Source organism: Nonomuraea sp. MG754425, from assembly GCF_021699195.1.
Lineage (GTDB): Bacteria > Actinomycetota > Actinomycetes > Streptosporangiales > Streptosporangiaceae > Nonomuraea.
Genome location: NZ_SSXE01000135.1, coordinates 1 through 26,673, shown reverse-complemented (window position 1 = coordinate 26,673; position 26,673 = coordinate 1). Strand labels below are relative to the sequence as shown.

The 26,673-nt window shown below is 69.9% G+C and carries 26 protein-coding genes; 15 read left to right on the top strand and 11 right to left on the bottom strand.

The window, feature by feature from the left end:
- Positions 1–700: 700 nt before the first annotated feature.
- Together FAF44_RS36420 and FAF44_RS36415 are read right to left on the bottom strand one after the other, a co-directional pair.
- Positions 701–976 carry a hypothetical protein gene (locus FAF44_RS36420; RefSeq protein WP_237107891.1) on the bottom strand — a complete coding sequence of 92 codons (276 nt, stop codon included), beginning with the start codon at positions 974–976 and terminating at the stop codon, positions 701–703.
- 257 nt (positions 977–1,233) lie between these two features.
- Positions 1,234–1,443 (bottom strand): DUF2180 family protein, encoded by a 210-nt coding sequence (locus FAF44_RS36415; protein WP_237107890.1) that lies wholly within the window; start codon positions 1,441–1,443, stop codon positions 1,234–1,236.
- A 328-nt stretch (positions 1,444–1,771) separates the two neighbouring features.
- On the opposite strand from FAF44_RS36415, the gene FAF44_RS36410 reads away from it, so the two are divergent.
- Positions 1,772–2,563: a type I restriction enzyme HsdR N-terminal domain-containing protein gene (locus FAF44_RS36410; RefSeq protein WP_237107889.1), complete on the top strand. Its 792-nt coding sequence runs from the start codon at positions 1,772–1,774 to the stop codon at positions 2,561–2,563.
- A gap of 49 nt (positions 2,564–2,612) precedes the next feature.
- Complete coding sequence (locus FAF44_RS36405) at positions 2,613–3,032, top strand: tetratricopeptide repeat protein (RefSeq protein WP_237107888.1); 420 nt, start codon at positions 2,613–2,615, stop codon at positions 3,030–3,032.
- A 7-nt stretch (positions 3,033–3,039) separates the two neighbouring features.
- Here FAF44_RS36405 and FAF44_RS36400 read toward each other — a convergent pair whose 3' ends face one another.
- Positions 3,040–3,498 (bottom strand): YcxB family protein, encoded by a 459-nt coding sequence (locus FAF44_RS36400; RefSeq protein WP_237107887.1) that lies wholly within the window; start codon positions 3,496–3,498, stop codon positions 3,040–3,042.
- A gap of 89 nt (positions 3,499–3,587) precedes the next feature.
- Here FAF44_RS36400 and FAF44_RS36395 point away from each other — a divergent pair, with 89 nt between their 5' ends.
- Together FAF44_RS36395 and FAF44_RS36390 are read left to right on the top strand one after the other, a co-directional pair.
- Entirely contained in the window at positions 3,588–4,262 is a 675-nt protein-coding gene (locus tag FAF44_RS36395) for a class I SAM-dependent methyltransferase (RefSeq protein ID WP_237107886.1), read from the top strand.
- A 107-nt stretch (positions 4,263–4,369) separates the two neighbouring features.
- Positions 4,370–5,932, top strand: a complete 1,563-nt coding sequence (locus FAF44_RS36390) for a sulfatase (RefSeq protein ID WP_237107892.1) — start codon at positions 4,370–4,372, stop codon at positions 5,930–5,932.
- 156 nt (positions 5,933–6,088) lie between these two features.
- Here the strand turns inward: FAF44_RS36390 and FAF44_RS36385 are convergent, their stop codons facing one another.
- On the bottom strand, positions 6,089–7,282 hold the full coding sequence (locus FAF44_RS36385) for an LLM class flavin-dependent oxidoreductase (protein WP_237107885.1): 1,194 nt from the start codon (positions 7,280–7,282) through the stop codon (positions 6,089–6,091).
- A 115-nt stretch (positions 7,283–7,397) separates the two neighbouring features.
- Between FAF44_RS36385 and FAF44_RS36380 the strand changes: the two genes are divergently transcribed.
- The 8 genes from FAF44_RS36380 (at position 7,398) to FAF44_RS36345 (ending at position 17,234) form a co-directional block, all read left to right on the top strand.
- Positions 7,398–7,919: a DUF305 domain-containing protein gene (locus tag FAF44_RS36380; RefSeq protein WP_237107884.1), complete on the top strand. Its 522-nt coding sequence runs from the start codon at positions 7,398–7,400 to the stop codon at positions 7,917–7,919.
- Between the two features lie 87 nt (positions 7,920–8,006).
- Complete coding sequence (locus FAF44_RS36375; RefSeq protein ID WP_237107883.1) at positions 8,007–8,705, top strand: FadR/GntR family transcriptional regulator; 699 nt, start codon at positions 8,007–8,009, stop codon at positions 8,703–8,705.
- Between the two features lie 19 nt (positions 8,706–8,724).
- Positions 8,725–9,975 carry an ABC transporter substrate-binding protein gene (locus FAF44_RS36370; protein WP_237107882.1) on the top strand — a complete coding sequence of 417 codons (1,251 nt, stop codon included), beginning with the start codon at positions 8,725–8,727 and terminating at the stop codon, positions 9,973–9,975.
- Positions 9,972–10,820 (top strand): carbohydrate ABC transporter permease, encoded by an 849-nt coding sequence (locus tag FAF44_RS36365; RefSeq protein ID WP_237107881.1) that lies wholly within the window; start codon positions 9,972–9,974, stop codon positions 10,818–10,820. Before FAF44_RS36370 ends, FAF44_RS36365 begins: the two co-directional genes overlap by 4 nt.
- Positions 10,817–11,629, top strand: coding sequence for a carbohydrate ABC transporter permease (locus FAF44_RS36360; protein WP_237107880.1), 813 nt, complete (start codon positions 10,817–10,819; stop codon positions 11,627–11,629). The genes FAF44_RS36365 and FAF44_RS36360 overlap by 4 nt, the downstream gene beginning before the upstream one ends.
- A complete protein-coding gene (locus FAF44_RS36355; protein WP_237107879.1) occupies positions 11,626–14,559 on the top strand; it encodes a glycoside hydrolase family 38 C-terminal domain-containing protein in 2,934 nt (977 codons plus the stop codon). Before FAF44_RS36360 ends, FAF44_RS36355 begins: the two co-directional genes overlap by 4 nt.
- On the top strand, positions 14,556–15,788 hold the full coding sequence (locus FAF44_RS36350) for an enolase C-terminal domain-like protein (protein ID WP_237107878.1): 1,233 nt from the start codon (positions 14,556–14,558) through the stop codon (positions 15,786–15,788). Before FAF44_RS36355 ends, FAF44_RS36350 begins: the two co-directional genes overlap by 4 nt.
- A 9-nt stretch (positions 15,789–15,797) precedes the next feature.
- Positions 15,798–17,234, top strand: coding sequence for a S10 family peptidase (locus FAF44_RS36345; protein ID WP_237107877.1), 1,437 nt, complete (start codon positions 15,798–15,800; stop codon positions 17,232–17,234).
- On the opposite strand, the gene FAF44_RS36340 is transcribed toward FAF44_RS36345, so the two are convergent.
- From FAF44_RS36340 to FAF44_RS36310, 7 genes are all read right to left on the bottom strand, one after another.
- Complete coding sequence (locus tag FAF44_RS36340; RefSeq protein WP_237107876.1) at positions 17,193–18,050, bottom strand: hypothetical protein; 858 nt, start codon at positions 18,048–18,050, stop codon at positions 17,193–17,195. The two genes, FAF44_RS36345 and FAF44_RS36340, sit on opposite strands and share 42 nt — an antisense overlap.
- Before the next feature lie 56 nt (positions 18,051–18,106).
- Positions 18,107–18,526: a peptidase inhibitor family I36 protein gene (locus FAF44_RS36335; RefSeq protein ID WP_237107875.1), complete on the bottom strand. Its 420-nt coding sequence runs from the start codon at positions 18,524–18,526 to the stop codon at positions 18,107–18,109.
- 284 nt (positions 18,527–18,810) lie between these two features.
- The gene (locus FAF44_RS36330) at positions 18,811–19,581 is read right to left on the bottom strand and encodes an SDR family NAD(P)-dependent oxidoreductase (protein WP_237107874.1); all 771 of its coding nucleotides are present in this window, start codon (positions 19,579–19,581) and stop codon (positions 18,811–18,813) included.
- A complete protein-coding gene (locus FAF44_RS36325) occupies positions 19,578–20,624 on the bottom strand; it encodes a DUF4432 family protein (protein WP_237107873.1) in 1,047 nt (348 codons plus the stop codon). Before FAF44_RS36325 ends, FAF44_RS36330 begins: the two co-directional genes overlap by 4 nt.
- Positions 20,621–21,784, bottom strand: a complete 1,164-nt coding sequence (locus tag FAF44_RS36320; RefSeq protein ID WP_237107872.1) for a DUF4185 domain-containing protein — start codon at positions 21,782–21,784, stop codon at positions 20,621–20,623. The genes FAF44_RS36325 and FAF44_RS36320 overlap by 4 nt, the downstream gene beginning before the upstream one ends.
- An 84-nt stretch (positions 21,785–21,868) precedes the next feature.
- A complete protein-coding gene (locus FAF44_RS36315) occupies positions 21,869–22,216 on the bottom strand; it encodes a hypothetical protein (protein WP_237107871.1) in 348 nt (115 codons plus the stop codon).
- Positions 22,216–22,677 (bottom strand): hypothetical protein, encoded by a 462-nt coding sequence (locus FAF44_RS36310; protein WP_237107870.1) that lies wholly within the window; start codon positions 22,675–22,677, stop codon positions 22,216–22,218. The genes FAF44_RS36315 and FAF44_RS36310 overlap by 1 nt, the downstream gene beginning before the upstream one ends.
- A gap of 133 nt (positions 22,678–22,810) precedes the next feature.
- Between FAF44_RS36310 and FAF44_RS36305 the strand changes: the two genes are divergently transcribed.
- From FAF44_RS36305 to FAF44_RS36295, 3 genes are all read left to right on the top strand, one after another.
- Positions 22,811–24,421, top strand: a complete 1,611-nt coding sequence (locus FAF44_RS36305; RefSeq protein WP_237107869.1) for an ABC-F family ATP-binding cassette domain-containing protein — start codon at positions 22,811–22,813, stop codon at positions 24,419–24,421.
- A gap of 64 nt (positions 24,422–24,485) precedes the next feature.
- Complete coding sequence (locus FAF44_RS36300; RefSeq protein ID WP_237107868.1) at positions 24,486–25,286, top strand: hypothetical protein; 801 nt, start codon at positions 24,486–24,488, stop codon at positions 25,284–25,286.
- A 133-nt stretch (positions 25,287–25,419) separates the two neighbouring features.
- Positions 25,420–26,673, top strand: a 1,254-nt coding sequence (locus FAF44_RS36295; protein WP_237107867.1) for an RNA polymerase sigma factor, incomplete at its 3' end; no start/stop codon positions are given.

The window sequence follows — 26,673 nt, the reverse complement described above, 5'->3', positions numbered from 1 at the left end:
CGGTGCAGCCCGTCCAAGGCCGGCCACCTGTGCAAGGCCATCGCCGTCCTGCAGAATCACCGAGTTTCGCAGGCGGCGTGAGGATGAAAAGCGTTCAGTATGTCGCGATCCTGCCCTCCGGATAATGGACCTCCTGGAGCCCGCAATGGCCCGTAACTCCAATCGGTCAGTCGTCAGCGATGGTGGCTTTTCGATAATCAAATCCCGCTTTTTTGGAAAGCGGAATCGGCGATATCGCCCGTGCGGCGCTTGTTCTCACTAATTTGGAGTACAACCATCTTCCGGCCATTCGCTGAGATCACCTCATTGTGGAGAAGATCTCCCGTTTCGAGTGGCTGGGATGGTTGGTCCCGGCTTCGGTGTACCACCGTCCGTCCGGGCACGGATGGCGGGTCTGATCCGGCCGAGGATGTCATCAAGTGTCTCGCCCTCGAACTCGAGTCCCGTTACTGGTTGTTCTTCGATCCGACCTGGACCTTCGGCATCAAGATCGGAAACGCCGAGGACATGCGGCGGTGGGAGCAGGAGTACTGGAGACCCTGAACTCAGGGGACGTGCCCCGACGGGCGTCCACTCGTAGGCGTCAAGAGGTGGTGGCGGCGCTGCTACGCCGCGGGGCGCCCGCTCGCGCCGGCTCGTCCAGGTTGGCGGACGATCTGGACGACGGGCCGGGTGGACAGGGCATAGGCCACGGCGGTGATCAGCAGGACGCTCCACAGCGTGCCAGGAGCCACACGATCAGACGCTCGCCCCGCACTTTCCCGGCGACCGCGGAATAGGAGACGAGCCCGAGCAGCGATCCGACGGTGTACGTTCCGGCGACCCAGGCCAGCGCCGCCTCCGGCGCCCCGATGTCACGGAGGTAGATGGGCATCAGCACGGTCGCCCTGGGGGCGTCGACCGCGTTGAGCACGAACGCGAGCAGGGCCATCAGGCGAACGATCCTGGTGTTCCAGACCGCGCCCAAACCCGTCACGGCTCCTCATCCAGATGACTGATCGTGCCGACTCGCGAGGAGCTGGATGGCGACACGAATCGCCCCGCTACCAACTGCGATCTCGCGATATGTCCGCTAACGTAATGAAGTCCCCTTTTAATTGGTTATATGTTGGATTTCGGCGTCCGAGGGCGTGCGGGACGGTCTCGTCTCGCCGACGCCGTCACGACGCTCTATGCGGCCAAGAGCCTCTGTCCCATGCTGGGCGACCAGGGCGCCGATCAGCGGCATGACGATCATCGTTCGCCGCCGCTGTCAGGTCGGCCGCGTTCTATGAGTCTTTGCAGATCCCTGCGGAATGCCGAGCCGTCGAGACTGGGATGCCCCGTTCTCTTGTCGGCCATGACCTGCTGGGCGTGATCGAAGCAGAATGCGTACCCTCGCATGATCGTGTAAGCCTCACCGGCTTGCTTTTGCCCCATGCAGACATAGCAGTAGAGGGTCATGTTTCGACGGTAACCGATGGTGGCGACTTGAGGGCCTTTGCCCCGTGAAGTCGTGTGGGCGGTCTGGGTGGGCGTGCGGTCTCCGGGCCGGTTCCGCCAGTTCCGGTCGGACGAGGCGAGACGGCAGAGTTCAAGGCATGCCTTTCATGCCTGCTCTGACGCGCCCGGACAGGTCGCCGGTCGAGATTTTCCGCCTGGAAATTTGGGGCATTTGGAGGATTTGTCATGTCGTGTCGAGAGTCATTTTTGTATCGATTGAAAATAGCTGATGAGTTGATCTTATGGCTCGTCTTAGCCTGCCTTGTCACTACTAGTCGCAGGTGGAGCCATGACTGAGCAGGCAGCGAAGGCGAACGTCAGCAACGAGCAGTCCGCCAACTCCTTGGAAGCCCCCAAAGAGGGCGTAATCTCTCCCGCGCGGAAGTCTTCCGCTGCTCGCACGGCTCCGAAATGGGAAACCGAGGCGCGAGACCGTGTCCGGGCAGCGGTAAGGCGCTACAACAAACCACTCAGCGATCTCGTCGCTCGTGATGCGAACGAGGGGGACACCCGGCTCCTCATCACCGATTTCCTGTGCGACGGGCTCGGATACGACAAGTACGAAGAGCTGACCACGGAGTATCAGGTCAAAGGCGAGTTCGCGGACTACGGCATACGCATCGACAAGCAACTGGTCGCCTTCATCGAGGTCAAGCGCTGCAGCCAGAAGCTCAATGTCAGACATCTACGCCAGGTGCAGATGTACGCGGTGAACGAGGGCGTCGAATGGATGCTCCTGTCGAATGGGCAAGTGTGGCAGGCATACCACATGACAGCGGGCCTTCCCGTCGTCATTGACTTGGCTCTCGAGGTGGACATGCTCAATGGTGAGAGCCTCGCGGCCAAGACGGACGCGCTGTTCTACCTCACGAAGGAGGCGTTCAAGCGGCGGCTTATCGATGATCTGTGGCGGGCCCGCGCTGCCACATCACCCAAGTCTCTGGCGCAGGTCCTCCGATCGGATGTGGTCATCGACGCCGTACGAAAAGAACTCCGGCGTCAGACGAGTCACAACGCCGATGCCAATGAGATCGATCGGATCCTCCGCGAGGAGGTGCTCCGTCCAGAGGCCCTGACCTGAGGGTGATCTGGGCCACGTTCCCGTGAACAGTTGTTCGTCGGGTGGCTAGGTGGGGTGTCTGCCGCTCGCCCTGGAGCAGGCCGCCGCCTTCGTCCGGGTGAAGCGCCGGTCCGACGAGGCGCTGCCGCTGCTGGGCCGGGTGCTGGCCATCACCGAGACGACGTCCGGGCCGGATCACCCGGACGTGGCCGTCGTGCTGTCGAACATGGTGCAGAGCCTGTGCGCGCTGGGGACGCCGGGCGCGGCGGCGCCGCTGCTGGAACGAGCGCTGGGGATCACCAGGACCACCTTCGCACCGGACCGCGCCGACCTGGCGGTCCGGCTGCTGAAACTCACCGTCGTCACGCGCGGCAGTCCGTGCGAGTGCGGCTCCGAGGAACGGTACGGACGCTGCCACGGCAGGGAGAACCGGCGGATCGTCCTCCACGCCAACGCGATCTACGAGCTGCTGAAGGCCGGTCCGGGCTGAACCCGCTTCAGCGGGCGAGCACGGTGTCGAGCTGGGACTGCTGCTCCGGGCTGAAGGCGCGCCTGGGCAGGAAGCCGGTCGTCTGGTTGTTGACGTAGAACAGCCAGAACTCCGGGGTGTTGACGACCTTGGAGAACAACGACCAGCGCATCGAGGTGGTGAGCTGTTCGGAGCGGCTCTCGTAGCCGTCGTCGGTCACGCTGATCGTGGTGGGCACGCACAGGTGGGACAGTTGCTTGCGGACCGAGCGGCGCAGCGACCACCCCATCACGAACGGGACGACGACCGCGGCGACCAGCAGGCCCGAGCCGACGCCGATGACGTCGAGCAGCAGGAAGATCGCGCCGAGCACTGCCAGAACCGTGGGGAACAGCCAGATGACGACCCTGAGCTGGTGCTTCAGAGCCTGCTCCATGGCCCGTGCCACTTCGTCGGGGGTCGGTTCGTAGTCGACGCTGAAGTTCAACGGGCCGCCTTCGGTGGTGATTCGTCGGGCCTGATCCTGCTGGACGAGGCGGGTTCCCGCAACCGGCGAGGGATCATGGCGGGATGAGCATGCGCTACGACGACGTGATCGGTCCGCTGCGGACGGCGTACGACGGGGGCGCCGAGCGGCGCGAGGCGAGCGGCAGGCCGGCCCCGTGGAAACTGGCCGAGCGCGAGACGTTCCTGAACCGGCTCCAGGAACACGGCTGCGGACGGCTCCTGGAAATCGGCGCGGGAACCGGCCGGGACAGCGCCTATTTCCAGGAGAACGGGCTGCGGGTGGTGGCAGCCGATCTGTCACCCGCGATGGTGGCCCTCTGCCGGGAGAAGGGCGTCGAGGCCCATGTCATGGATTTCCTCGGCCTCGATTTCGCCCCCGCTTCGTTCGACGCGGTGTACGCGCTGAACTGCCTGCTGCACGTTCCCGAGGACGACTTTCCCGCGGTCCTGGCCACGATTCACGCGCTGCTGCGGCCCGGCGGGCTGTTCTTTCTCGGCGTGTACGGCGGAGACAGCCTGACCGGCGAGGGACCCTTCGAGCGGGACGACCACGACCCGCCCCGCTTCTTCTCCTTCCGGAGCGACGAGCGGCTTCAGGAGCACGTGCGCGGGCTTTTCGAGATCGTGGACTTTCACACCCTGGGCTCCGCCGAAGGCCGCTTCCAGTCGTTGACGTCGCGGCGCTCCGGAGGGCTCCCGCGGGCGGATGGTTCTGTCAGGAAGTCCGGAGGAGGGATGGGTTGATGGGGCGGATGGGCGGGGAATAGCGTCGTTTGTCGCAACCCTCATCCTCCAGCGTTGTCAAAGGGGCAGTCATGTCCGTGGCAGGGAACCTCAGGAGAGCCTTGGCGGTGGCGTTAGCCGTCGTCCTGGCCATGACGACGGTGTCGCAGGCCGGGGCCGGGACGGCGAGCGCGCCGAAGCAGCCCAACATCATCTTCTTCCTCGTCGACGACCTGTCCGCCGAACTGCTCCAGTACATGGACGCGGTGCGCGGGCTGGGCGAGAACGGCACGACGTTCAGCAACTACTACGTGTCCAACTCGCTGTGCTGCCCGTCGAGGGCCTCCATGTTCACCGGCCAGTTCCCGCACAACACGGGGGTGGCCACGAACAAGGGATCCGACGGCGGTGGCTATTCGGCCTTCGAGAAGCACGAGAACCGCACGTACGCGGTCTCGCTCGAACAGGCTGGCTATCGCACGGGATACCTGGGCAAGTACATCAACGAATATCCCGTGGCCGCCGGATATCACGTGCCGGCCGGCTGGGACGAGTGGCACGTGGCGGCCGGTGGCGGATACAGCGAGTTCAAGTACGAGCTCACCCGCTACATCAAGGAGGAGACGGCGCAGGACAAGCCGATCGATCCGTCCGACGGGAAATACCTGACGGACGAGCTCGGGCAGCGGGCCGTGAACTTCATCGAACGGTCACGGCGGCACGCGCCGGGCAAGCCGTTCTTCCTTCAGGTGTCGCCGTTCGCGCCGCATTCCCGGATCGGCGTCCAGGCGGGGCAGAAGGAGCCGAGGTTCCCGCCCGCGCGACGCGACCGGCCGAAGGACCAGTGGCCTGCCGGTGAGTTCCCGCACGGCGACTGCGGCGGGCCCGACTGCGCGAGCATCGACGCGGCGACGGAACTGCCAGCCTTCGACGAGGACACCTCCGACAAGCCCTCCTGGGTACGGCGTGAGCCGCTCGCGGACAGCGTCGTCAAGGCGCTGCGCAAGGACTTCCGGGACCGGATCCGGATGGTGCAGTCGGTGGACGACATGGTGGAGCGGGTGCTAGGGGCGCTGAGCCCCGAGGAGCGGCGTACCACGTACGTGGTCTTCACCAGCGACAACGGGTTCCACCTCGGGCAGCACCGGCTGCTGCGGGGCAAGTCCACCGCCTACGACCACGACGTACGGGTGCCGCTGCTCGTCAAGCGGCCGGCGGCGGCGCGGCACGGCGACCTGTCCGTCGATGCCATCGCCCAGAACGTCGACCTGTTCGCCACCTTCCTCGACATGGCGGGCGTACGCGGTGAGCCCCGCGACGGGCGCAGCCTGTTGCCGCTCATCCAGGGGCACCAGGTCGGGGACTGGCGTGAGGCGGCGCTGATCGAGCACGTCAAGCCGGACCTGGCCGCGGCCGGGGAACCGGATCCCGACGCCGACGAGGTGCAGGCCCCGGCCAACTCGGCGCCGCCGAGCTACGCCGCCGTCCGGACGGCCGGTGAGCTGTACGTGGAGTACGAAGGGGATCCGCGGCCCGAGTACTACGACACCGTGACCGACCCGCACCAGGAGTCCAACGATCCGGACAACGCCAGGACCGCCGAGCTGGCCAGGGTGCTGGACGGGCTGGCCGGGTGCGGACGTCCCGGCGCGCCGGACTGCTGGAGCGCCGCGCAACTCCCGCAGGGGTAGCGGCACGGCGAGCGCCCGCGCCGAGTTGGCGGCCGGGGTCGGCACCAGAGTATGGCGGGTCCCTGCGGGTGTGCCCGCCTGCGCCGGACTCGGCGGTCAGGGTCGGTGCCAGGGAGTCCCCTGCGGGTGCGCGCTCGCGGGGGATTGCGGCGGGTCTCAGCGTGGCAGCAGGCTGCTGACCTCGGCCAGCAGCTCGACCTGGGCCCGCCAGTCGCCGCCCGAGATCCCGACGACCGCGTGAGCCGCCCCGGCCGCGCGGTACTCGGCCAGTCGCTCGGCGACCTGCGCGGGCGGCCCGGTGAGCGGGATCGAGGCGACCTCCTCCAGCGGACGCCCGTAACCGGCGCTGACGCCGGCCGCGATCTCGGCCTGGGCGGACGGACCGCCGCCGACGAGGGCGACCGCGCCGATGGCGATGACGGAGGACGGGCGTCCATGGGCGGCCGTAAGTTCGGCGAGCCGGTCCCGGCCGGCCGCGACCTCCGCGGGGGAGACCAGCGAGGGGAACCAGCCGTCGCCGAGCCGCGCGGCCCGCCGGATCGCCGCCGCGGACGCGTTGCCCACCCACACCGGCGGCATCGCGACGGCGGGCGTGAGCCGCACCGGCTGCCCCGGCTCGCCGCCTTCGACACGCCGGGACGGCCGCCCGGCCCCATCGCCGGGCTCGCCGGGATGACCGCGCTCGCCGGGAGACGCGGACTCGCCGGGATGCGGGCGTTCTCCAGGATGCTGGGGCCCTCCGGGATGCCCGAGTTCGCCCAGGTGCGCGGCCTCGCCCAGCCGGGCGGTCTCGCCCAGGTGCGTGGCCTTGCCCAGTCGTGCGGCCTCGCCGGGAGGCGCGGCCTCGCCGGGAGGCGCGGGCTCGTCCGGGTGGGGCCGTGCGGGTTCCACGCGGGCGAGCGCGCCGCCGTCGTCCGGGAGCAGGACCGGCTCGCCCGCCAGCAGCCGTGGCAACAACGCCAGCGCGGTGTCCGTACGCTGCCCGCGCTCCCCGTACGGCACCCCGGCCGCCTCCCACTGCCGGGGCCCGCCGCCCGACCCGACCCCGAGCACCAGCCGCTCGCCCGAGACGTACTGCAGGGTCGCAAGCTGTTTGGCGGCCCAGGCCAGCGGGCGGATGGCGGGGATGAACACGCTGACGCCGATCCTGATCCGGGTCGTCGCCGCGGCGGCGGTGGCCAGCGCGATCGGCGCGTCCAGCACCGGCCCGCCGACGGCCAGGTGGTCGCCGTGCCAGACGCCGTCCAGCCCGGCCTGCTCGGCGTGCCTGGCGGCCGTGCCCAGGGTGAGGCCGGTCCGCTGCTGTTCGGCGACTCCGGGCAGGATGACGCCGATCTCGAAGCTTCCCATGCCGCCAACTGTGCAACCTCGATCGAGGTTGAGGTCAACCCCACCCGCTGGGGGGACCCTTGTGCGTCGCCGGGAAATCGATTAGGAAGGTTTCCTATCAGTTAAGGAGGAACGGGTGCGCGCTGTCTTAGCGATTCTCGGGCTCCTGCTGGTCGCCGCCTGCGGGCAGGGCGCGGACGAGCCGCCGGTCAACGCCGAGGACGTGATGTTCGTCCAGATGATGGTGCAACATCACCGCCAGGGCATCGAGATCGCCAGGGTGGGCGCCGCGCGCGCCACCGACCCCGAGCTCAGGACGCTGACCGCGGCCATCGAGAGCACCCAGCAGAGCGAGGTCGAGATGATGCTGCGCTGGCTGCACTCCTGGGACCAGCCGCTCACCCCGCCCACCGGCGCGCACGACCACCACGGTGGCATGCCCGAGACCGACGTCAAGCAGATCGAGGCGCTGAAGCGGTCCGGCGACTTCGAGTACGACCTGTGCAACCTGCTCATCGCCCACCAGGACGACGCCGTCCAGATGGCCGCCGGGGAGGTGTCGGGCGGGCGGAACCCGGAGGTCCAGAGGTGGGCGGCCCAGGTGCAGAGCTCCCGCAAGGGCCAGATCGACCTCATGATGAACCTGATCAGGAAATGACCGGCTGAGCCCACATCACAGGCCGCGGACCACGAAAGACAAATCCCTCATAGACGCTGCCGCCATTAAGTGATTAGATCACTTGATATGTCCGAGGTGGCGCGGCCGACGCTTTCCGACGCTCTGACCGAGCGCATGCTGGAGCTCATCCGTACGGGAGGGCACCGGCCGGGAGACAGGCTGCCCTCCACCAGGGAACTGTCCCAGCGCTTCGCCGTCACCACCCCGACCCTGCGCGAGGCGCTGCGCAGGCTGGAGGCCACCGGAGCCATCGAGCTGCGCCACGGCTCCGGCATCTACGTCGGAGCCGCCATCGAGCGGCTGGTCCTGCCCAACCCCAACATGCGCGAGATCCGCACCGCCCAGCTCCTGGAGCTGCTCGACGCGCGCATCCTGATCGAACCGCCGCTGGCCGCCCTGGCCGCCCGGCACGCGGGCAGCGAGGAACTGGCGGCGCTGAAGCACGCGCTCGACGAGGCGTCCCGGCACCTGGGCGGCGAGGACGCCGAGCTGCACGACGCGAACATGACCTTCCACCGGGCCACCGCCCGGATGGCGGGCAACAGCGTGCTGCACGAGGTCGTCGACTCGCTGCTCACCGTCCACGGGCCCGAGCAGCGCGAGATCCAGCAGATCTTCGACGACCGCCGCCGCGACCACGACGAGCACCTGACCATCCTGGAAGCCATCGAGGCGCGCGACGCGGCGCGGGCCGAGGAGCGCATGCGGGCCCACCTGATGGATGTGAAGACGGTCGTCGAGCACCGGATGAAATCCCCCCGATGAGAACCAAGGAGGCCGGCCCATGTACCGGTCACGTGTGGCCACGCTCGGCGTGGCGGCACTCGTCCTGGCCGCCTGCGGCGGCAACGGCGCGGAAGTGTCGCAGAAGAAGACCGAGCTGACCCTGTACAACGACAAAGGCGCCTGGACGAAGTACTTCGACGAGATGGGCGCCCTGTCCAAGCAGCGCATCGGCCTGGGCATGAAACCGACGGGATACACGGACTCGGCGCAGTACCAGGCCTTCATCAAGGCGTCGTTCCGCACGAACGTCAAACCCGACCTGTTCACCTGGCAGACCGGGGGGATGCTGGAGGAGATCGTCAAGCAGAAGCAGGTGGCCGACACCACGGCCGTCTGGCAGGAGGCGATCAAGGCGGGGGACCTGTCGCAGGACCTCGTGCCGTACTACACGGTCGGCGGCAGGCAGTACTGCGTGCCGATGAACGTCGCCTACTGGGGGATGTTCTACAACAAGAAGATCTTCGACGAGCACGGCCTCAAACCGCCGCAGACCTGGGACGATCTGGTCGCCACGGCGGAGACGCTCAAGCGGGCCGGCGTCAAGGCGTTCTACCACACCAGCGTGCTGTTCTCGTTCGTCTGGTTCGAGCAGCTCATGGCGGGCACCGACCCCGACCTGTACGACCGCCTGTCCACCGGCAAGGCGAAGTACACCGACCCGGGCGTGGTCCAGGTGATGGAGCGGTGGAAGCAGCTCATCGACGCCGGCTACTTCATCAACCCGGGCGACAAGACCGACCCCGGCGACGTGCTGAAGACCGGCAAGGCGGCGATGGTGACGTTCGGCACCTGGTTCAACACCAGCATGACCACGCGCAGCATGAAGGCCGGCGCCGACTACGACTTCTTCGTCATCCCGAACGTGAACCCGGCGCTGCCGAAGACGTCGATGATCTTCGAGAGCGGGCCGTTGTGCTCGCTGACCAAGGCGGCCGACCCCGAGGCCGGGATGAAGTACCTCAAGTGGTGGACCACGTCCGAGGCGCAGGACAAGTGGGCGACCAGCCGGGGCGACGTGAGCGCCAATCCGAAGGTGACGATCGATGACAAGGCGCTCGGCACGGTCACCAAGGACGCGGGCGGCGGGAAGTACCGCCTGGTCAACCGCTACTTCGAGGCGACACCGCCCCCGGTGCTGAGCGCCGCGCTCGACGGGTTCGGCAAGTTCGTGACCGAGCCCGGCACGTACATGGAGGTCCTGGAGAGCATCCAGAAGGCGGCCGACGAGTACTGGAGCACGCATCAGTGAGCCGCCCGCCCATACTCGGCCGGTTCGGGCACGGCTACGTGGCGCCCGCCGCCGTGCTGGTCGCCGTGCTGCTGTACGCGCCGTTCGTGTGGACGGCCTACCTGAGCCTGACCCGCTACGACGGTCTTGAGTCGCCGGTCTGGGTGGGTCTGGCCAACTTCGTCAAGCTGTTCGACGACGACGCGCTGCTCACCTCGACCCGCAACACGCTGATCTGGGTGGCCGGCACGATGGCGCTGCCGGTCGGGCTCGGGCTGCTGGTCGCGGTGCTGTCCTACGACCTCAAGGGCGGCGCGTGGTACCGGGTGCCGTTCATGCTGCCGTACGCGCTCAGCGGAGCCGGTCTGGCCATGGTGTGGAGCCCGGTGCTGTCGCACGACGGCATCGCGAACCTGCTGCTCGGCGTGGACACCGCGTTCCTCCAGGAGGCGCCGGCCAACACGCTCGCGATGCTGGCGGTCTGGACGTGGCAGCAACTCGGCGTGAACACGCTGCTGTTCGTGGTGGGGCTGCAGTCCATCCCCAGGGAGCCGATCGAGGCGGCGCGGCTGGACGGGGCCTCGGGATGGCGGCTGTTCCGGCACGTGACCTGGCCGCTCATGCGACCCCTGACGGCGGTCGTGGTGGGGCTCGCGCTGGTGTCCAGCCTGAAGACGTTCGACATCGTGTGGGTGCTGACGCAGGGCGGTCCGGGGCGCAACTCCGAGACGCTGGCGGTGACCATGTACAAGGAGACGTTCGTGGCCAGCGACTACGGTTACGGCTCGGCGGTCGCGGTGCTGCTGACCGTCGTGACGGGGCTGGCGTCGTACCTGTACCTGCGCAGGCAGGTGACGGCCACGTGATCAGGCGGATCGTGCTCGTCGCGCTCGGGCTGGTCTGGCTCGGGCCGACGTACCTGCTGCTCGTCAACGCCTCGCGGCCGGCGGACACGTACGACCCGGCCTCCGCGTGGGCTCCCTCGGGGGACTTCGCGCTGCTGGAGAACTTCGCGCGGGCGGTGGAGGGCGCGAACCTGGCGGGCAGCCTGGCCAGCACCGCGCTCTACAGTGTCGTCTCGCCGCTGCTCGGCGTGCTCGCCGGGGCGCTGGCCGGGTACGTGATCGTGGTGCTGCGGCTGCGGCACGGGTTCTGGTGGTTCCTGCTGATCTTCGGCGGCACCGTCTTCCCCTCGCAGATGCTGCTCGTGCCGCTCTTCGTCGGCTACAGCGAGGCCGGCCTGTACGACACCCGCCTCGGCCTGATCCTCATCTACACGGCGATCAACGCCCCGCTGGGCGCGTTCGTGCTGCGGAACTTCTACGCCGGCGTGGCCTTCTCGATCTTCGAGGCCGCGCGCATGGACGGGGCCTCGACCTGGCGCGTCTTCTGGCGCATCTACCTGCCGATGTCGCTGCCGGCGCTGACGGCCGTGTTCATCCTGGAGTTCACCTTCATCTGGAACGACCTCGTCTTCGGCCTCACCCTCACCCAGAGCGAGGACGTGCGGCCGGTGATGACGGCCCTCGCGGGCCTGATGACCGACGTGTACGCCGGCACCCCGGTCCCGGTCGGCCTGGCGGCGGGCCTGGTGGTCTCGCTGCCGACCGTCGTGCTGTTCCTCGCCACCCAGCGCCTGTTCGCCAGGGGCCTGTCTCTAGGGAGTGTTCAATGACCAGCCGGTTGCTCCAGCGCAGCCTGGGAAGCCCCGACTACGACGGCATCAGGCAGGCGCTGCGCGACGACACCTCGACGCCCGTGATCAGCGTGCGCGGGCTGGAGGTGCGGGTGGCGGTGCTGCCGCTGTTCACCCACGACGGCCGCCAGGCGGTCAGGGTGACCAGCACCGAGCCCCTGACGCACGTGCTGGCCGGCGTGGACAGCGCGACGGGCACCGACGTGACGCTGCTGGTGCCGGAGGTGGACGGGCCGCGCGCGCTGACCCTGGAGTGCCGCGACGACGCCGGGGTGGTCGGCAGCGCGCGGATCACGGTGACGCCGCAGCGCAAGTGGCACGTGTTCGTGGTGCACCACTCGCACCTCGACATCGGCTACACCGACCCGCAGGGCACGGTGCTGCGTCACCATCTCGACTACCTCGACGCGGCGCTGCGGCTGGCCGAGGAGACCGCGTCCTGGCCGGACGACGCGCGCTTCCGGTGGACGGTCGAGTCGTCGATGCCGGCGCTCAGGTGGCTGGAGGCCCGGCCGAAGGAGATGGTCGACTCCTTCGCCGCGCTGGCCAGGGCGGGCTTGATCGAGGTGACCGCGCTGCCGTTCCAGTTGCACACCGAGGCATGCTCGACCGAGGAGCTGCACCGGCAGCTCCGCTTCACCGAGCAGCTCGAACGCCGCCACGGCTTCACCACCAGGTCGGCCATGCACACCGACGTGCCGGGCGCGGTGGTCGGGCTGGTGGACGCGCTGAACGCGGCGGGCGTGCGGTACCTGGCCGCGGCGCACAACTGGGCCGGCCGGTCCGTGCCCTACCTGCACGGCGGCGACAAGCTGACCAGGCCGTTCCGGTGGCGGGCGCCCAGCGGGAACGAGCTGCTCGTGTGGTTCACCGACACGCCGCACGGGATGGCGTACATGGAGGGCAACACGGTCGGCCTCACCGACTCCTACGAGCTGGCCGACGACCTGCTGCCGCGCTACCTGTCCGCGCTGGCCACGCGGGGCTACCCGTACGGGCCCGGCACGTTCGGCTGGCAGGGACCCGACGCGCCGAAGGAGCCGTACGAGCTGGACGTGCTGCACCTGCGCGTGCAGGGCGCGCACGCCGACAACGCCGGCCCGTCGATCGTGCCCGCGACGATCGCCCGCCGGTGGAACGAGCAGTGGGCCTACCCGCGCCTGCGCTCGGCCGTCAACAGCGACTTCTTCGAGCACGTCGAGGAGCGCTACCACGACCGGCTGGCGGTGCACGAGGGCGACTGGACCGACTGGTGGGCCGACGGACTCGGCTCGGGCGCGCGCCCGCTCGGCTACGTGCGCCGGGCGCAGTCGGCCCTGCGCACGGCCGAGACGTTGCACACGCTCGCCGGCGTGGACGCCACCGAGCAGGTGGACGCCGCCTACGACAAGGTGGCGCTGTTCAACGAGCACACGTGGGGCGCGGCCAACCCGTGGGAGGACGCCGAGGAGGCGGGCGACTCGGGCGGCCTGCAGTGGACGCGCAAGTCGTCCGGCGCGTACGCGGCCCAGGACGATGCCGCCGACCTGCTGCACGCCGGGATCCGCAGGTTCGCCGCGGCGCTGTCGCAGGCGGGCGGCGAGGGCGGCGCGCTGGCCTCGTTCGCCGTCTTCAACCCGGGCACCCGGGCGCGGACCGACGTCGTGCGCGCGTTCCTGCCCCGCGACGTGGTGGGCGTCGAGGTGCCGATCGTGCTGGTGGACGCCAGGACGGGGGCGACGCTGCCGCACCACGAGGAGCTCGTGGACCCGGAGGAGTGGCCGACCCGCCCGATCGGGCGGCACGTGCACGCCGTCGTCCCGGACGTGCCGGGCTTCGGCTACGCGCGCCTGGACGTCGCCCCGGCCGAGACCCGGGCGCCCGAACCGGTGGACCTCGGCACCGGCGGCGTGATCGAGAACGAGTTCTACCGGGTGGCGTACGACGTGGGAGCGGGCTGCATCGGCTCGATCTTCGACAAGCGGGCGGGCCGCGAACTGGTCAACGGCGACGCCGCAGCCGGCTTCGGCCAGTACGTCTACGACCGCTACGCCACCGCCCCGCACTTCAACCACCTGTCGGGCCACGTCGGGGCGCACGACCGCACCCTCCTGGGCGACCGCGCCATCGGCACCCACGCCACCGTCAGGGAGGCCAGGCGCACGCCGGTCGGCGAGCGGCTGGTCGTGGAGCTGCGCGGCAAGGGCGTGGACTGGATCCGCACCACGATCGAGCTGCACCACGGCGTGCCCCGCGTCGATCTGACCTACCAGCTCGCCAAGCAGGGCACCCCGGCCAAGGAGGCGGTCTTCCTGGCCTTCCCGTTCGCGGCGGGCCGGCCCGCCGCCTGGGAGCTGACCGGCGGCGTCGGCGGCCCCGACCTGCCCAGGGTGCCGGGCTCGGCCGAGTACATGCTGCCGATCAGGCACTGGATCGCCTTCGAGGACGCGGAGCTGAGCATCGCCTGGGCCACGCTGGAAGCGCCGCTGGTGCAGCTCGGCACCATCCACATGCCGTACGCGCCCTTCCCGCCGACCCTCGACCAGGAGGACGGCACGGTCTACTCGTGGGCGCTCAACAACATCTGGGACACCAACTTCCCCGCGCAGCAGCAGGGTGAGACCACGTTCCGGTACGCGGTCACCTCGGAGGCGGGCGTCCAGGGGCGGCGGCTGGGCGCGGCGGCGGCGGCCGGGCTGACCGAGCCGTTCGCCGGGGTACTGATCACCGAGGGCCCGTCGAGCGAGGAGGAGTACGTGTCCGTGGACCATCCCGACGTGCTGGTCACGTCCCTGGGCTGGGACGGGGTGCGGCTGCAGTCGCTGGCCGCCGAGCCGGTCACGGTGCGGGTGTCGAGGCAGGGGCACGAGACGGCCGAGGTGCGGCTGCCCGCCTGCGGGGTGGCCGTGGTCAGGGGGACGCGCCAGTGAGGATCGCCGACATCCGGGCCACGACGGTCGCGGTCCCGCTGGAGGCCCCGCTGCGGCACAGCAACGGCGCGCACTGGGGCCGGTTCGTCCGCACGATTGTCGAGGTCGAGGCCGACAACGGGCTCATCGGTCTGGGGGAGATGGGCGGCGGGGGCGAGAGCGCCGAGTCGGCCTTCCGCGCGCTGAAGCCGTACCTGGAGGGGCATGACCCGTTCCAGCTCGAAGCGCTGCGCTTCAAGATCGCCAACCCGACGGCCTCGCTCTACAACAACCGCACGCAGCTCCTGGCCGCCATCGAGTTCGCCTGCCTCGACCTCATCGGCCGTCATCTCGGGGTGCCCGTCTGCGACCTGCTCGGCGGGCGGCTGCGCGACCGGGTGCCGTTCGCCTCGTACCTGTTCTTCCGGTACGCCGCCGGCGAGCACGGCGAGATCCGCACCCCCGAGCAGCTCGTCGCGCACGCCGCCGCGCTCAAGGAGGCGCACGGGTTCACCGTGCACAAGCTCAAGGGCGGCGTGTTCCCGCCGGACCACGAGCTGGAGTGCTACCGGGCGCTGGCCGCCGCCTTCCCCGGCGACCGGCTCAGGTACGACCCGAACGCCGTGCTGTCGGTGGCCGAGGGGCTGCGTTTCGGGCGGGCCATCGAAGGGCTGAACAACGACTACCTGGAGGACCCGGTCTGGGGGCTGGAAGGGCTCAGGACCGTGCGCGAGCAGGTCAGGATCCCGCTGGCGACGAACACGGTGGTGGTCAACTTCGAGCAGCTCGCCTCCAACGTGCTGCGCAGGAGCGCCGACGTGGTGCTGCTGGACACGACGTTCTGGGGCGGCATCAGGCCGTGCGTGAAGGCGGCGGGGGTGTGCGAGACGTTCCAGCTCGGGGTGGCCGTGCACTCGTCGGGGGAACTGGGGGTGCAGCTCGCGACCATGCTGCACCTGGGCGCGGTGCTGCCGAACCTCACCTACGCCGCCGACGCCCACTACCACCAGCTCACGGACGACGTGATCGAGGGCGGCAGGATGGCGTACTCGGAGGGCGCCATCGCGGTGCCGTCGGGCCCCGGGCTCGGGGTGAGCCTGGACCGGGAGAAGGTCGCCCGCTACGCCGAGTTCTATCGGGAGACAGGGGGCTATCCGTACGATCGCGATCCCGGGCGGCCCGGCTGGTATCCCACGGTGCCCAACGAGCGCTTCGCCGATCCCGATATCTCGGTAGATATAAGACCATAATTGCTCTTCATGTCTGAAGAGTCGAAGCCGGCCGCCCCCGCCGACAACCTGGTCACCACCTCCCACACCACGCCGTCGGGCCAGTCGTACACGGCCACGACCGGCACCCTGGTCCTGCGCGAGGAGGTGACCACCGACGGCACCTTCGAAGGGCTGCGCCCGAAGGCGGAGGTGTTCCTCACCGCGTACACGCTGGACGGGGCCGACCCCGGGACCCGGCCCGTCACGTTCGCGTTCAACGGCGGGCCGGGCTCGTCCAGCGTGTGGCTGCACCTGGGCGTGCTCGGGCCCCGCCGGGTGGTCATGGGGGACGCGGGGGCGCTGCTGCCGCCCCCGTACGAGCTGGCGGACAACGAGGAGAGCCTGCTGCGGGTCAGCGACCTGGTCTTCGTCGACCCGATCTCCACCGGGTTCTCGCGGGTCGCCGAAGGCGAGAAGACCGCGCCCTACCACGGGTTCTCCGGCGACATCGAGTCCGTCGGCGAGGTGATCAGGCTGTGGACCTCCAGGAACGGACGGTGGATGTCGCCGAAGTTCCTGGCCGGCGAGTCGTACGGCACGGTCCGGGCCGCCGCGCTGGCCGAGCACCTGCAGTCGCGCTACGGCATGTACCTCAACGGGGTGATGCTGATCTCCTCGGTGCTCGACTACATCACCGGGGAGTTCAACGAGGGCAACGACCTGGCCTACGCCCTCTACCTGCCGACGTACGCGGCCATCGCGCACCACCACGGGCTGCACGGCGACCGGCCGCTGGCCGACGTCCTGCGCGAGGCGGAGGAGTACGCCGGCCGCGACTACCTGTGGGTGCTGGCCCGCGGCAACCGCCTCACCGCCGCGGAGCGCTCGGCCGCGGTCGCCAAGGTCGCCGCGCTGAGCGGCCTCACCGAGGACTACGTGGACCGGGTGAACCTGCGCGTCGAGCACATCCGCTTCTTCACCGAACTGCTGCGCGCGCGCCGCCTGACCGTCGGCCGGCTCGACGGCCGCTTCACCGGCTGGGACCCCGACGCCGGCCGCGAGCACTTCACCGCCGACCCCAGCATGGACGCGATCATGGGCCCCTACAGCGCGGCGCTCAACCACTACCTGCGCACCGAGCTGGGTTACGCCAACGACCTGCCGTACGAGGTGCTCACCTCGCGCGTGCGGCCGTGGTCGTACAAGGAGTTCGAGAACGCGCACGTGCAGGTCGCCTCCCGCCTGGCCGCCGCGATGCGGGCCAACCCGCACCTGAGGGTGCACGTGGCCTGCGGCTACCACGACGGCGCGACGCCGTACTTCGCGGCCGAGCACACCTTCGCCCACCTGCCGGTGCCCGCGGAGCTGGCCGGCAACGTGGAGTTCAGGTACTACGAGGCCGGCCACATGATGTACGTCCACGAGCCCAGCAGGCTCCGCCAGTCAGCGGACCTCGCGGCCTTCGTGCTCGGCGAGCAGGCGTGAGGCCCGGCTCAGGCGCTGCTTGAGGTTGTCGCGCAGATGCTCGAAACGATCACGGTTGTCGCGGATGAGAGTGCGCTGCAACCCGGCATCGGCCGCGAACCAGGCGGCGACCAGGCCCGACGACCACTTGCACAGCGTGTCGGCGACCGCGGTCTGCTTCTCCTCCTCGGTCACGGCGGTCGGCTCGTCGAGGTTCCAGCGGCCGTCGGCGATCGCCGCCTCGGGCGACGGGTACGAGTGCCCCGCCTTGCTCATGCACGACTGCCAGAGCTTGACGGCCGAGGCGACCGTCGGGTGCTTGGCGGCCTGCTCCAGCGTGAGCGAGTCCTGCAGGGCCAGCCACGACCAGTCCGCCTTCGGCGACCCCTTGTCCAGGACGTGCGTCGCGCGGTCGAGGCAACCCCGGTCGGCCGCAGTGCCGTACAGGCGGTGCCGGGTGCGTTTGGGCAGTTTGCCGGCCCAGGTGCCGGTGGTGTCCGGCGACGGCGGGCGGGCCAGATGGTAGCCGGCGCGCCGGGCCGCCTCGGTGTCGGCGACGCCGTAGCGGCGGGAGTTGCCGGGATCCAGCGCGGCGATCGCGGCCGGGTCGTCGACGGGAGGGGCGACGGTGATGCCCTGCTTGCGCATGCATCGCACGACGAGACGGTTGTGGGCGTTGCCCAGGACGGCCCGCTGCTGGGGAGTGGTCTTGTAGGCGTCGAACGGCAGCACCAGCTCCGACACGGAGGTGACACCCCGTACGGGCGCCGGTGCCGCGGGCTCCTCGGCGCCGCAGCCCGCGGCGGTCGCCGCCAGCAGCAGCGAACTCGCGAGCAACGCGCGACAGCCGGTTTCCGGCGGCCAAGCCCGGAAACCGGCACTCCCCTTATTGCTCAGCGGCACCAGATGTCGAGCGCGCTGGCGCGGTTGTTGCCGATGGCGTTGTTCGCCAGGAAACCGTCGTTCGAGTTGTGCGTGAACGTGCTGTGGGCGCCGGTGTAACCCGGGTGCTGCCAGAGGGTGGCGCTGCAGCCGATGCGGTTCCTGATCGAGCTGGTCTCATTGTTCATGCTGTGCCAGGAGTTGCTGAAGTCCCAGTTCAGCCAGTTGTTGTCCTCGAAGTTGGAGTCGTCCTGGACGAAATCCCTCCAGTGGTCGATCTGCCCGCGGTTGTAGTCGAATCCGGCGTACAGGCATACGCGACCGCCGTAGCAGGTCGAGCGGGGGCTGGCCACCGCGGCGGCGGCGGGGGCGATCGCGGCGAACATCGCGACCGCCGCGACGAAGCCGGCGGCCTTCTTGGATAGCCTCACGGGTCTCTCCTCGATCAGTGAGTCTTTTCGACCTCGTAACTTAGCGTGCCGAATCGAACGCAGGTCGTCATGACCCGCCCGATCCAAAGGGCTGCACGCCCGGTTGAGGGTCGCGTGCCCCGGCCCGCAAGACTCATTTCGTATCAGGGCGGTGACCTGCGAATTCGGCGTATTGACGCAACTGTTGCCAGCTCAGGTGGGCGAGGGGAGGAACCCGTGGCCTGCGCTCTACCTGTTCGAGGAACGCTCGTTTATAAAGCGCTTTTCGCAAAGCGCGGCGCGCTTTATTCGGGAAGGGCCGCCGGATTGCGCGCGAGCAGCCCGCCGTCCACGCGGTGCTCGGCTCCCGTGATGAACGACGAGCGCGGTCCGGCGAGGAAGGCCACCAGCTCCGCGACCTCCTCCGGCAGGCCCACGCGGCCCAGGGGATGGCTGCGTCCCCACTGCGCGACCTGCTCCTCCTGCGACAGCTCGCCCCGCCACAGGTCGGCCGCCCAGCGCAGCATGGGGGTGTCCACCGAGCCGGGGCAGACCGCGTTCACCCGGATGCCGTCGGCCGCGTGGTCGAGCGCCATGGCCTTGGTCAGGCCGTTGAGCGCGGCCTTGCTCGCGGTGTAGGCCGCCACCCGCGCCTGCGAGGCGAACGCCTGCACCGACGAGACGACCACGATCGAGCCGCCGCCGCGCTCGCGCAGCCTGGGCACGGCGGCCTGGCAGGTGAGGTAGACGCCCTTGAGGTTGATGTCCAGCACCTCGTCCCAGACGTCCTCCGGGGTGGTCTCGACGGTGCCGTAACGCTGCACGCCCGCGCAGGTCACCACGATGTCGAGCCCGCCGTACCGGGTCACGGCCAGCTCCACCAGGTCGCGCAGCTCGCCGGCCCGGCGCACGTCGGCGATCCGGCCCGTGACGCGCTCGCCGTCCTGCTCGGCGTCCTGGTCCACGCCGCAGAACACGACGGACGCCCCGCCGGCCGCCAGGCGTTCGACGACCGCCCGTCCGATGCCCGTCGAACCGCCTGTGACCAGGGCCACCTTGCCGTCGAACTCGGTCATGCCAGCACCTCCGCGCGCAACCTCAGCACCTTCGTCTCGTACGGGTCCAGGACCAGGGCCGTGCCGTTGTCCACGGCGGCGGCCAGGCCGTCGGTCGGCATGCTGGAGAACGGCTCCAGCCCGAGCGTGTACGCCCGTCCCCACCACGGGTAGCCGGTGGACGCGCCGAGTTCCTGCCACATCCACAGGTACGGCAGCACCGTCGCGTCCCACTCCACACGCATGCCGATATCCCCTGAAATTTCGTACCAACCCGTGTCGAAGCCGGTCACGTACACGATGTCGCTCGGCGACCCCGGCTCCGGCACCACACTCAGATCCGTCTCGCCGCCCCCGTCGCCGCCCCCGTCGCCGCCCCCGTCGGCGGGCACGTCGGCGGGCACGTTCGGCCACGTCCACGGCCCGCCCGCGCGCACCCGCCGCTCCGGCGGGTTGATCGCGCTCTCGTGCGGGATCACGGTGACGCCGGCCGGCAGCCGGATCCGCGCCCCCGGACGCAGGAACGGCGCGCCGTACACGATGTGCTGGCCCCACATGGCGTGCAGCCGCAGGCCGGACTCGTTCGTCGCGCGCCCCTCGATCTCCAGCGCCGCCGTGCCGGAGCGCACCCGCAGCACCTTCTCCATCCGGTACGGCAACCGCCGCGTCCGCACGCTCAGCCGCACCGCGACCTCCTCGGGGGAGTCGGCCACGACCTCGCACTCCCACGGCAGTCCGGACACCTCGCCGTGCTGCGCCAGCCGCGCCCCCCGGTACTCGCTGGGCGCGCCGCCGTTGGGGAAGACCTCCTGCCAGCCGCCCTCGTAGTGGTCGATGAACTGGGCGACGTCGTCGGCCGCGCCCTGGCGGTGCTCGCCCGGGTCACGCAGGCCCTGCGGCGCGAGCCAGACGAAGTCGGTGTCGGTGGGCTTGTGCAGCAACTCCACCACGTCCCCACCCTTGCCGGGCAGCACGGTCACGCGCAGCCGCTCGTTCTCCAGGGTGACCGCCCGCAGCCCGCCGATCGTGCCGTGCCGCAGGCGGGCCGCCCAGTTGCGCCTCATCCGATCGTCACGTCCAGGAACCGGGGGCGGTAGATGGTGACGTCGCGGTAGTGGTCGGTGTTGACGAAGCTGTTGACGTTGTAGGACACGACGAGCCCGGTCCCGGCGACGTCGGGGTGGGCGTGGGCGTTGTAGGTGAAGACGTTCCCGCCCGTCTCGGGGGTGGTGTAGACGTGCTGCCTGCCGGTGAACGGGCCGGTGGGGGAGCACGACGAGTAGGCCACGATGTTCGGGCTCAGCGCCTCGGTCGTGTCATGCGTGATCAGGACATATCCCGATCCCACCTTGCTGACGCTGTACTCGTTCGCGACCCCGCTCATCACCCGCGCGGAGTCCTTCTCGTCCGCCGACCAGGTGCCGTCGGCCCTGAGGTACTCCCACCGGCCGAGCAGGCTCTGCCCCCGCACCCTGGCGACGTGCATGTACTTCGGCGACCCGAGGTCCTCCACGCCGTAGACGTAGGTGTGGGCGCCGTCCCGCAGGATCCCCGACGCCCACGCCACGCCGTGACCGCTCGGCAGGTCGTGCACGCTGATCGGCCTTTCGAGCCGCCCGGGGGCGAACCTGGCCACCACGTTCCGGTGCCAGCGCCAGTCCCACGCGCCCGTGCCGAAGCGCTCGTACTCCTGGTAGGTCACCTCGACCAGGCCGCCGGCGAGCGTCGCGTCACCGGCCCAGTACCAGTGGTTCCCGTCGCGGGGCGGCATCACGGCCGTGGGCCTGGCCTCGGTGCCGTCGTGGATCGTGGACAGCCGGCCGTTGCGCTCGACGGCGAAGGAGTTGTTCAGGAACACCGTCGTCCCGCCCTCCTCGACCACCGGCGGACGGGAGCCGCCGGGATCGACCCGGCCCAGGAACGTGTCGGAGAAGATCCACAGCTCCTTGCCGCTCGGCAGCTTGAGCGAGTAGGTGCCGTCGGCGCCCGTCCAGTCGTCCAGGCGGCTGTTGTCGTTGCCGTAGGTGGTGAACAGGCTGGTCAGCCGCGCGTTGGTGGCCGCGCCCCGTACGGTCGGCGCGCACGCGGAGGCATCCGCCGCGACCCGCCCCTCCGGTACGACCGGCACCGGCCTGGGCGGTGCGGCCCAGACGGGCTGCGGCACGGCCGTGAGGCCGATCAACGCGATGGCGAGGGCTGCCAGGGCTGAGCGGAATCGCGTCATCACACGTCCTAGGGGTGGGGGCTCCCTACAGTTCTAGTCATTAGATCACTTACTGTCCAGACCACATGTGAGACCCAGGACCTCTCAGCGCCCGCGCGTGTCGGTCCCCTTCGGGTGCCCGGTCCCCGCCCGAGTGATCCAGAGGGTGCGACGCTCATCGTCGATCGCGTACCAGACGCGCCCGCCCGATGTGGCCTCGTACTGCCACTGCTCCAGCGAGTCGCCCCCGACCTTCGCAACTCCTAGTGAGCCCCTGAGGGGGTGCTGGCGGCTGTCCACATGTCGTGGGTCGGAGGTGATGGCGACCCATGCTCTGTCGAGGTTCTCCCGGGCATGGGCGAGCAGGTGGCCCCAGCCTTCGGCGGCGCGGCGGTCGGCGAAGCGCACGTGCCAGGGGTTGGGTCGGGGGACGTCGTCGCCTCGGCCCGCCATCACGCCTCGTCGCGAGGTCGGGCCGCCTCCGGGCCGTCTCCGGGGAACGGCCCCTGGAGCTCGCGGGCGAGCTGCGGGTCGCTCCAGACCAGCGCGGTGGAGCGCCAGGACATCAACGCGCGGGCGAACGGCAGCAACTCTCCCGTGTCCGCTCCTGCGATCAGGTGAGCGAGAAGCTCGCGCACGCACTCGGGACGTTCCTCGTCGGGGAGCCAGGTGACCCAGGGAAGTTCCTCGGCCAGCACCTCTTCGGCGAGCGCGGCGTTGCGCCGGGCGACGATGGCCAGCGCCCGTGCGGCGATACGCAGGCCGGAGGCGCCCGCCTCGAACCGCTCCGCGCGCATGAGCACGAGATTCTCATCATCGCGTCGCTCCAGGATGACGTCGGCATCGTCGAGCGAGGGGAGGACCTGCGTCGGTCCGCGGAGAAAGGCGCTGTACTGAAAGTTCTTCGTCACCATGTCCGCCAGGATATCTGAAGTAGTTCAGATGTCCTGGCGGGATTGCGGAGGGCGTGCGAGGGGGCGGGGAAATCGGATGGCCGGGGAGGAGGGCGGCGTGTAGCCTGCGCGGGGGCACAGGAGGGGAAAGACCGTGGGACACGTTGAGGTCGGACATTTGACGTACGTGCTGCCCGACGGGCGGCCCCTGCTCAACGACGTGTCCTTCAGGATCGGCGAGGGCGTCAAGGCGGCCCTGGTCGGGCCCAACGGCGCGGGGAAGACCACGCTCATGCGCCTGGTCACCGGCGACCTCCAGGCGGTCGAGGGCAGCGTGGCGAGCTCCGGCGGGCTGGGCGTGATGCGGCAGTTCATCGGCAGCGTGCGCGACGGGAGCAACGTACGCGACCTGCTGCTGGGCGTCGCGCCGCCGGCCGTGCGCGAGGCCGCCCGGCGGCTCGACGAGGCCGAGCTGACGATGATGGAGCGCGACGACGAGAAGACGCAGATGCGTTACGCGCAGGCCATCGGCGACTACACCGACGCCGGCGGCTACGACATCGAGGTGCTCTGGGACACCTGTACGGTGGCCGCCCTCGGCACCCCCTTCGAGCGCGTGAAGTATCGCGACGTGGCCACGTTGTCGGGCGGCGAGCAGAAACGCCTGGTCCTGGAGGCGCTGCTGCGCGGCCCCGACCAGACCCTGCTGCTCGACGAGCCCGACAACTACCTCGACGTCCCCGGCAAGGAGTGGCTGGAGCGGCAGCTCAGGGAGACGTCCAAGACCGTGCTGCTGATCAGCCACGACCGCCAGCTCCTGGCCAACGCCGCCGACCGCGTCATCACCGTCGAGTCCGGCGACATCTGGATCCACGGCGGCGGCTTCGCCACGTACGCCGAGGCGCGCCGGGCCCGCAACGAGCGTCTCGACGAGCTGCGCAGGCGCTGGGACGAAGAGCACGCCAAGCTCAAGACCCTGGTCAACATGCTGAAGAACAAGGCGCGCTACAACGACGGCATGGCCGCGCCCTACCACGCCGCGCAGACGCGGCTGCGCAAGTTCGAGGAGGCGGGGCCGCCCGAGGTGGCGCCGGGCGAGCAGAACATCAAGATGCGCCTGCGCGGCGGACGCACCGGCAAGCGCGCGGTGATCTGCGAGGGGCTGGAGCTCACCGGCCTGATGCGCCCGTTCGACCTGGAGGTCTGGTACGGCGAACGGGTCGCGGTGCTCGGCTCCAACGGTTCGGGCAAGTCCCACTTCCTGCGTCTGCTCGCGGGTGAGCCGGTCACCCACGACGGTGGCGCGCGGCTGGGCGCCCGCGTCGTGCCCGGCCACTTCGCCCAGACCCACGCCCGTCCCGACCTGCTCGGCCGTACCCCGGTCGAGATCGTCATGAGCGAGCACGCCAGGCTCAAGAACGAGGCCATGAAGACCCTGGCCCGCTACGAGCTGGCCGGGCTGGTCGCCGAGCAGCGCTTCGACACGTTGTCCGGCGGGCAGCAGGCGCGCCTGCAGATCCTGCTGCTGGAGCTGTCGGGGGCCACGCTGCTGCTGCTCGACGAGCCGACCGACAACCTCGACCTGGCCAGCGCGGAGGCGCTGCAGGCGGGGCTCGACGCCTTCGACGGCACGGTGCTGGCGGTCACCCACGACCGCTGGTTCGCCGCCGACTTCGACCGTTACCTCGTCTTCGGCTCCGACGGCGCGGTCTACGAGTCGCCGGATCCGGTCTGGGACGAGACCAGGGTCGCGCGTCCCCGTTAAAGAATCGGTACGGCTGGCGCGTGTCCCGCGCCAGCCGTGCCCATGTTCGGGTTATCACGGCAAAGTGATCCCGCGCATCCGAACCGTCAGCCTCCTCGCACTGGGGGCGATCTGCCTGTCCTCGTGTGCGAGCGAGGAGCAGCCAGCACAAGAGCTCAAGCCGCTCGCTCTCAAGGAGCAGGTCTCCACCATCGTCAAGTCCACCGACGGCTACGCCGTGAACTGGGCGGGCGTGCTCAGCAACGCCAACCCGTGGCACTTCGGCGAGCACGTGGTGGCCACGATCGTCGGCCACGACGCCAAGGGCGCCGAGGTGGTCAGGATGGACCAGCCGCTCGACGCCGTGCCGCCGGGCGGCTCGCTGGCCTTCACCGGCCAGGCCAGCGCCACCCAGAAGCCGGCGAAGGTGAGCATCCAGTACCGTCCCGCGCAGTGGCGGCCGGCGGCGCGCATCGCGTCGGCGTTCCAGCGCTTCCCGGTCTCACGGGTCCAGACGATGCGTCAGAAGGACGGCACGTACCTGATTACGGGATACGTGAGCAATCCTTATCAAATATCGGCCAGCACGCTGGTCGTGAACGCGTTGCTGCGCGACAGCGCGGGCAAACTGCTCGGCGGCGGCAGCACGTTCGTGGACGAGGTGGAGGCGGGCAGCCCGCCGCGCTTCATCCTCACGGTGAGCGGCCTGCCGAAGGGCACCGACGTGGCCAGGACCGAGATCACCGCCAGGACCTGGGGATCCACCGGACGTCCCTACGAGGAGCTGGCGTTGAGCGGAGCCGCGCCCACGCACACGGTCAAGCCGACGAGCGAGCCGTTCGCGGTGGACCGCAGCACGGAGATCGTGTCCGAATATAAGCAGTAATTTCCGCTGAATCGGGCCATGCTGGCTGATGGCCCGCCTTATCCATATGAAATTCTGCCGTGTCGCCCGACATGCGAAGCGATCGGCGTGAACGGGTAGAACTACTAGTTACCGATCCATTACCTTCAGTCACATGAATGACCGCGCCCTGGTCGAAGCACTCCGCGCCCGTGATCCAGGAGCACTCGCCGCGCTCTACGACGCGTACGCGGAGAGCGTCTACCGCTACTGCTGGTCCCTGCTGCTGAGCGCCGAGAGCGCCCAGGTGGCGCTCCGCGACACGCTGATCGCCGCGGAGGCGCACGCCGGCGCTCTCGCCGACCCCGGCCGGCTGCGTGCCTGGCTGTTCGCGCTGGCCCGCGTCGAATGCCTGCGACGCCGGGCCGCCGCGCTGCCGGGCTCCGACGCGGCCCTGGCCGAGGCGCCGCCGCTCGACGACCCGGCCGACGCCGACCTGCGCGTCCTGGCCTGGAACGCCGTGCGGAGCCTGCCCGTGGCCGAACGCGAGGTCCTGGAACTGGTGCACGGGCACGAACTGCCGGCCGCCGACCTGGCCCAGGTGCTCGGCCTGCCGTCACGTCAGGTCGAGCTGCTCCTGGAGCAGGCCGCCGAGCTGCTGCGCGACGCGATCACCGCCGAGGTGCTGGCCAGGAAGGGCCCGTACGACTGCCCGCGCCGGGCCCGCATCCTGGCGGGCTTCGCCGGCGAGCTGACCCCTGAGATGCGCGAGCACCTGGTCAGGCACCTGCCGCGCTGCGAGATCTGCGCGCCGCACCGCACCCGCGAGGTCTCGGCCGCCAAGGTCTACGAGCTGCTGCCGGCCGCCGCGCTGCCCGACTCGCTGCGCGTCAGGGTGATGAGCTGCTTCGCCGACCCCGAACTGCTGCCCTACCGCCGTTACGTCGCCAGGCGTACGGGCGTGCTCGGGGCCGCCGGGTTTCCCGTTTCCCGGGAGCGGCGGGCTCGGCGATGGCCTCAGGCACTGGCGGGCGCGCTGGCGGCGGTCACGGCCGTGGTGGCGATAGCGATGATCTTCCAGCACATCGGGAAGGAGAACGGTGGGGTGACAGGCGTCGCGACGTTCGCGTTCCCGGCCACGGGCGAGCCGCCGGGCATCCGGCTGCCCTGGCAGGGCGACCCTCAGGACGAGCCGCTGACCGTGGTGCCCATCCTCGACAGCGCCGCCACGAGGCCGCTCGGCGTGCTCGGCTCGCCGCCCGAGCCCGGCCGCTCGGCGTCACCGCCGGCCGTCCCGCCGCCCGCCGTGCCGTCGGCGGTGCCGTCGCCCGCGCAGTCCGCGCCCGCGAGCGGCCCGCCGCCCTCCGGGCCGCCGGACGAGGAGCCCCCGCTCACCGAGGCCCCGCATCCGGGCGAGCCGCCCGAGCGG

Coding starts and splice junctions, on each gene's coding strand:
- FAF44_RS36415 (WP_237107890.1), bottom strand. CDS start 1,443: ATGACCCTCTACTGCTATGTCTGCATGGGGCAAAAGCAAGCCGGTGAG.
- FAF44_RS36325 (WP_237107873.1), bottom strand. CDS start 20,624: ATGAGGCGCAACTGGGCGGCCCGCCTGCGGCACGGCACGATCGGCGGG.
- FAF44_RS36410 (WP_237107889.1), top strand. CDS start 1,772: ATGACTGAGCAGGCAGCGAAGGCGAACGTCAGCAACGAGCAGTCCGCC.
- FAF44_RS36320 (WP_237107872.1), bottom strand. CDS start 21,784: ATGACGCGATTCCGCTCAGCCCTGGCAGCCCTCGCCATCGCGTTGATC.
- FAF44_RS36355 (WP_237107879.1), top strand. CDS start 11,626: ATGACCAGCCGGTTGCTCCAGCGCAGCCTGGGAAGCCCCGACTACGAC.
- FAF44_RS36330 (WP_237107874.1), bottom strand. CDS start 19,581: ATGACCGAGTTCGACGGCAAGGTGGCCCTGGTCACAGGCGGTTCGACG.
- FAF44_RS36395 (WP_237107886.1), top strand. CDS start 3,588: ATGCGCTACGACGACGTGATCGGTCCGCTGCGGACGGCGTACGACGGG.
- FAF44_RS36385 (WP_237107885.1), bottom strand. CDS start 7,282: ATGGGAAGCTTCGAGATCGGCGTCATCCTGCCCGGAGTCGCCGAACAG.
- FAF44_RS36315 (WP_237107871.1), bottom strand. CDS start 22,216: ATGGCGGGCCGAGGCGACGACGTCCCCCGACCCAACCCCTGGCACGTG.
- FAF44_RS36370 (WP_237107882.1), top strand. CDS start 8,725: ATGTACCGGTCACGTGTGGCCACGCTCGGCGTGGCGGCACTCGTCCTG.
- FAF44_RS36375 (WP_237107883.1), top strand. CDS start 8,007: ATGTCCGAGGTGGCGCGGCCGACGCTTTCCGACGCTCTGACCGAGCGC.
- FAF44_RS36345 (WP_237107877.1), top strand. CDS start 15,798: ATGTCTGAAGAGTCGAAGCCGGCCGCCCCCGCCGACAACCTGGTCACC.
- FAF44_RS36310 (WP_237107870.1), bottom strand. CDS start 22,677: ATGGTGACGAAGAACTTTCAGTACAGCGCCTTTCTCCGCGGACCGACG.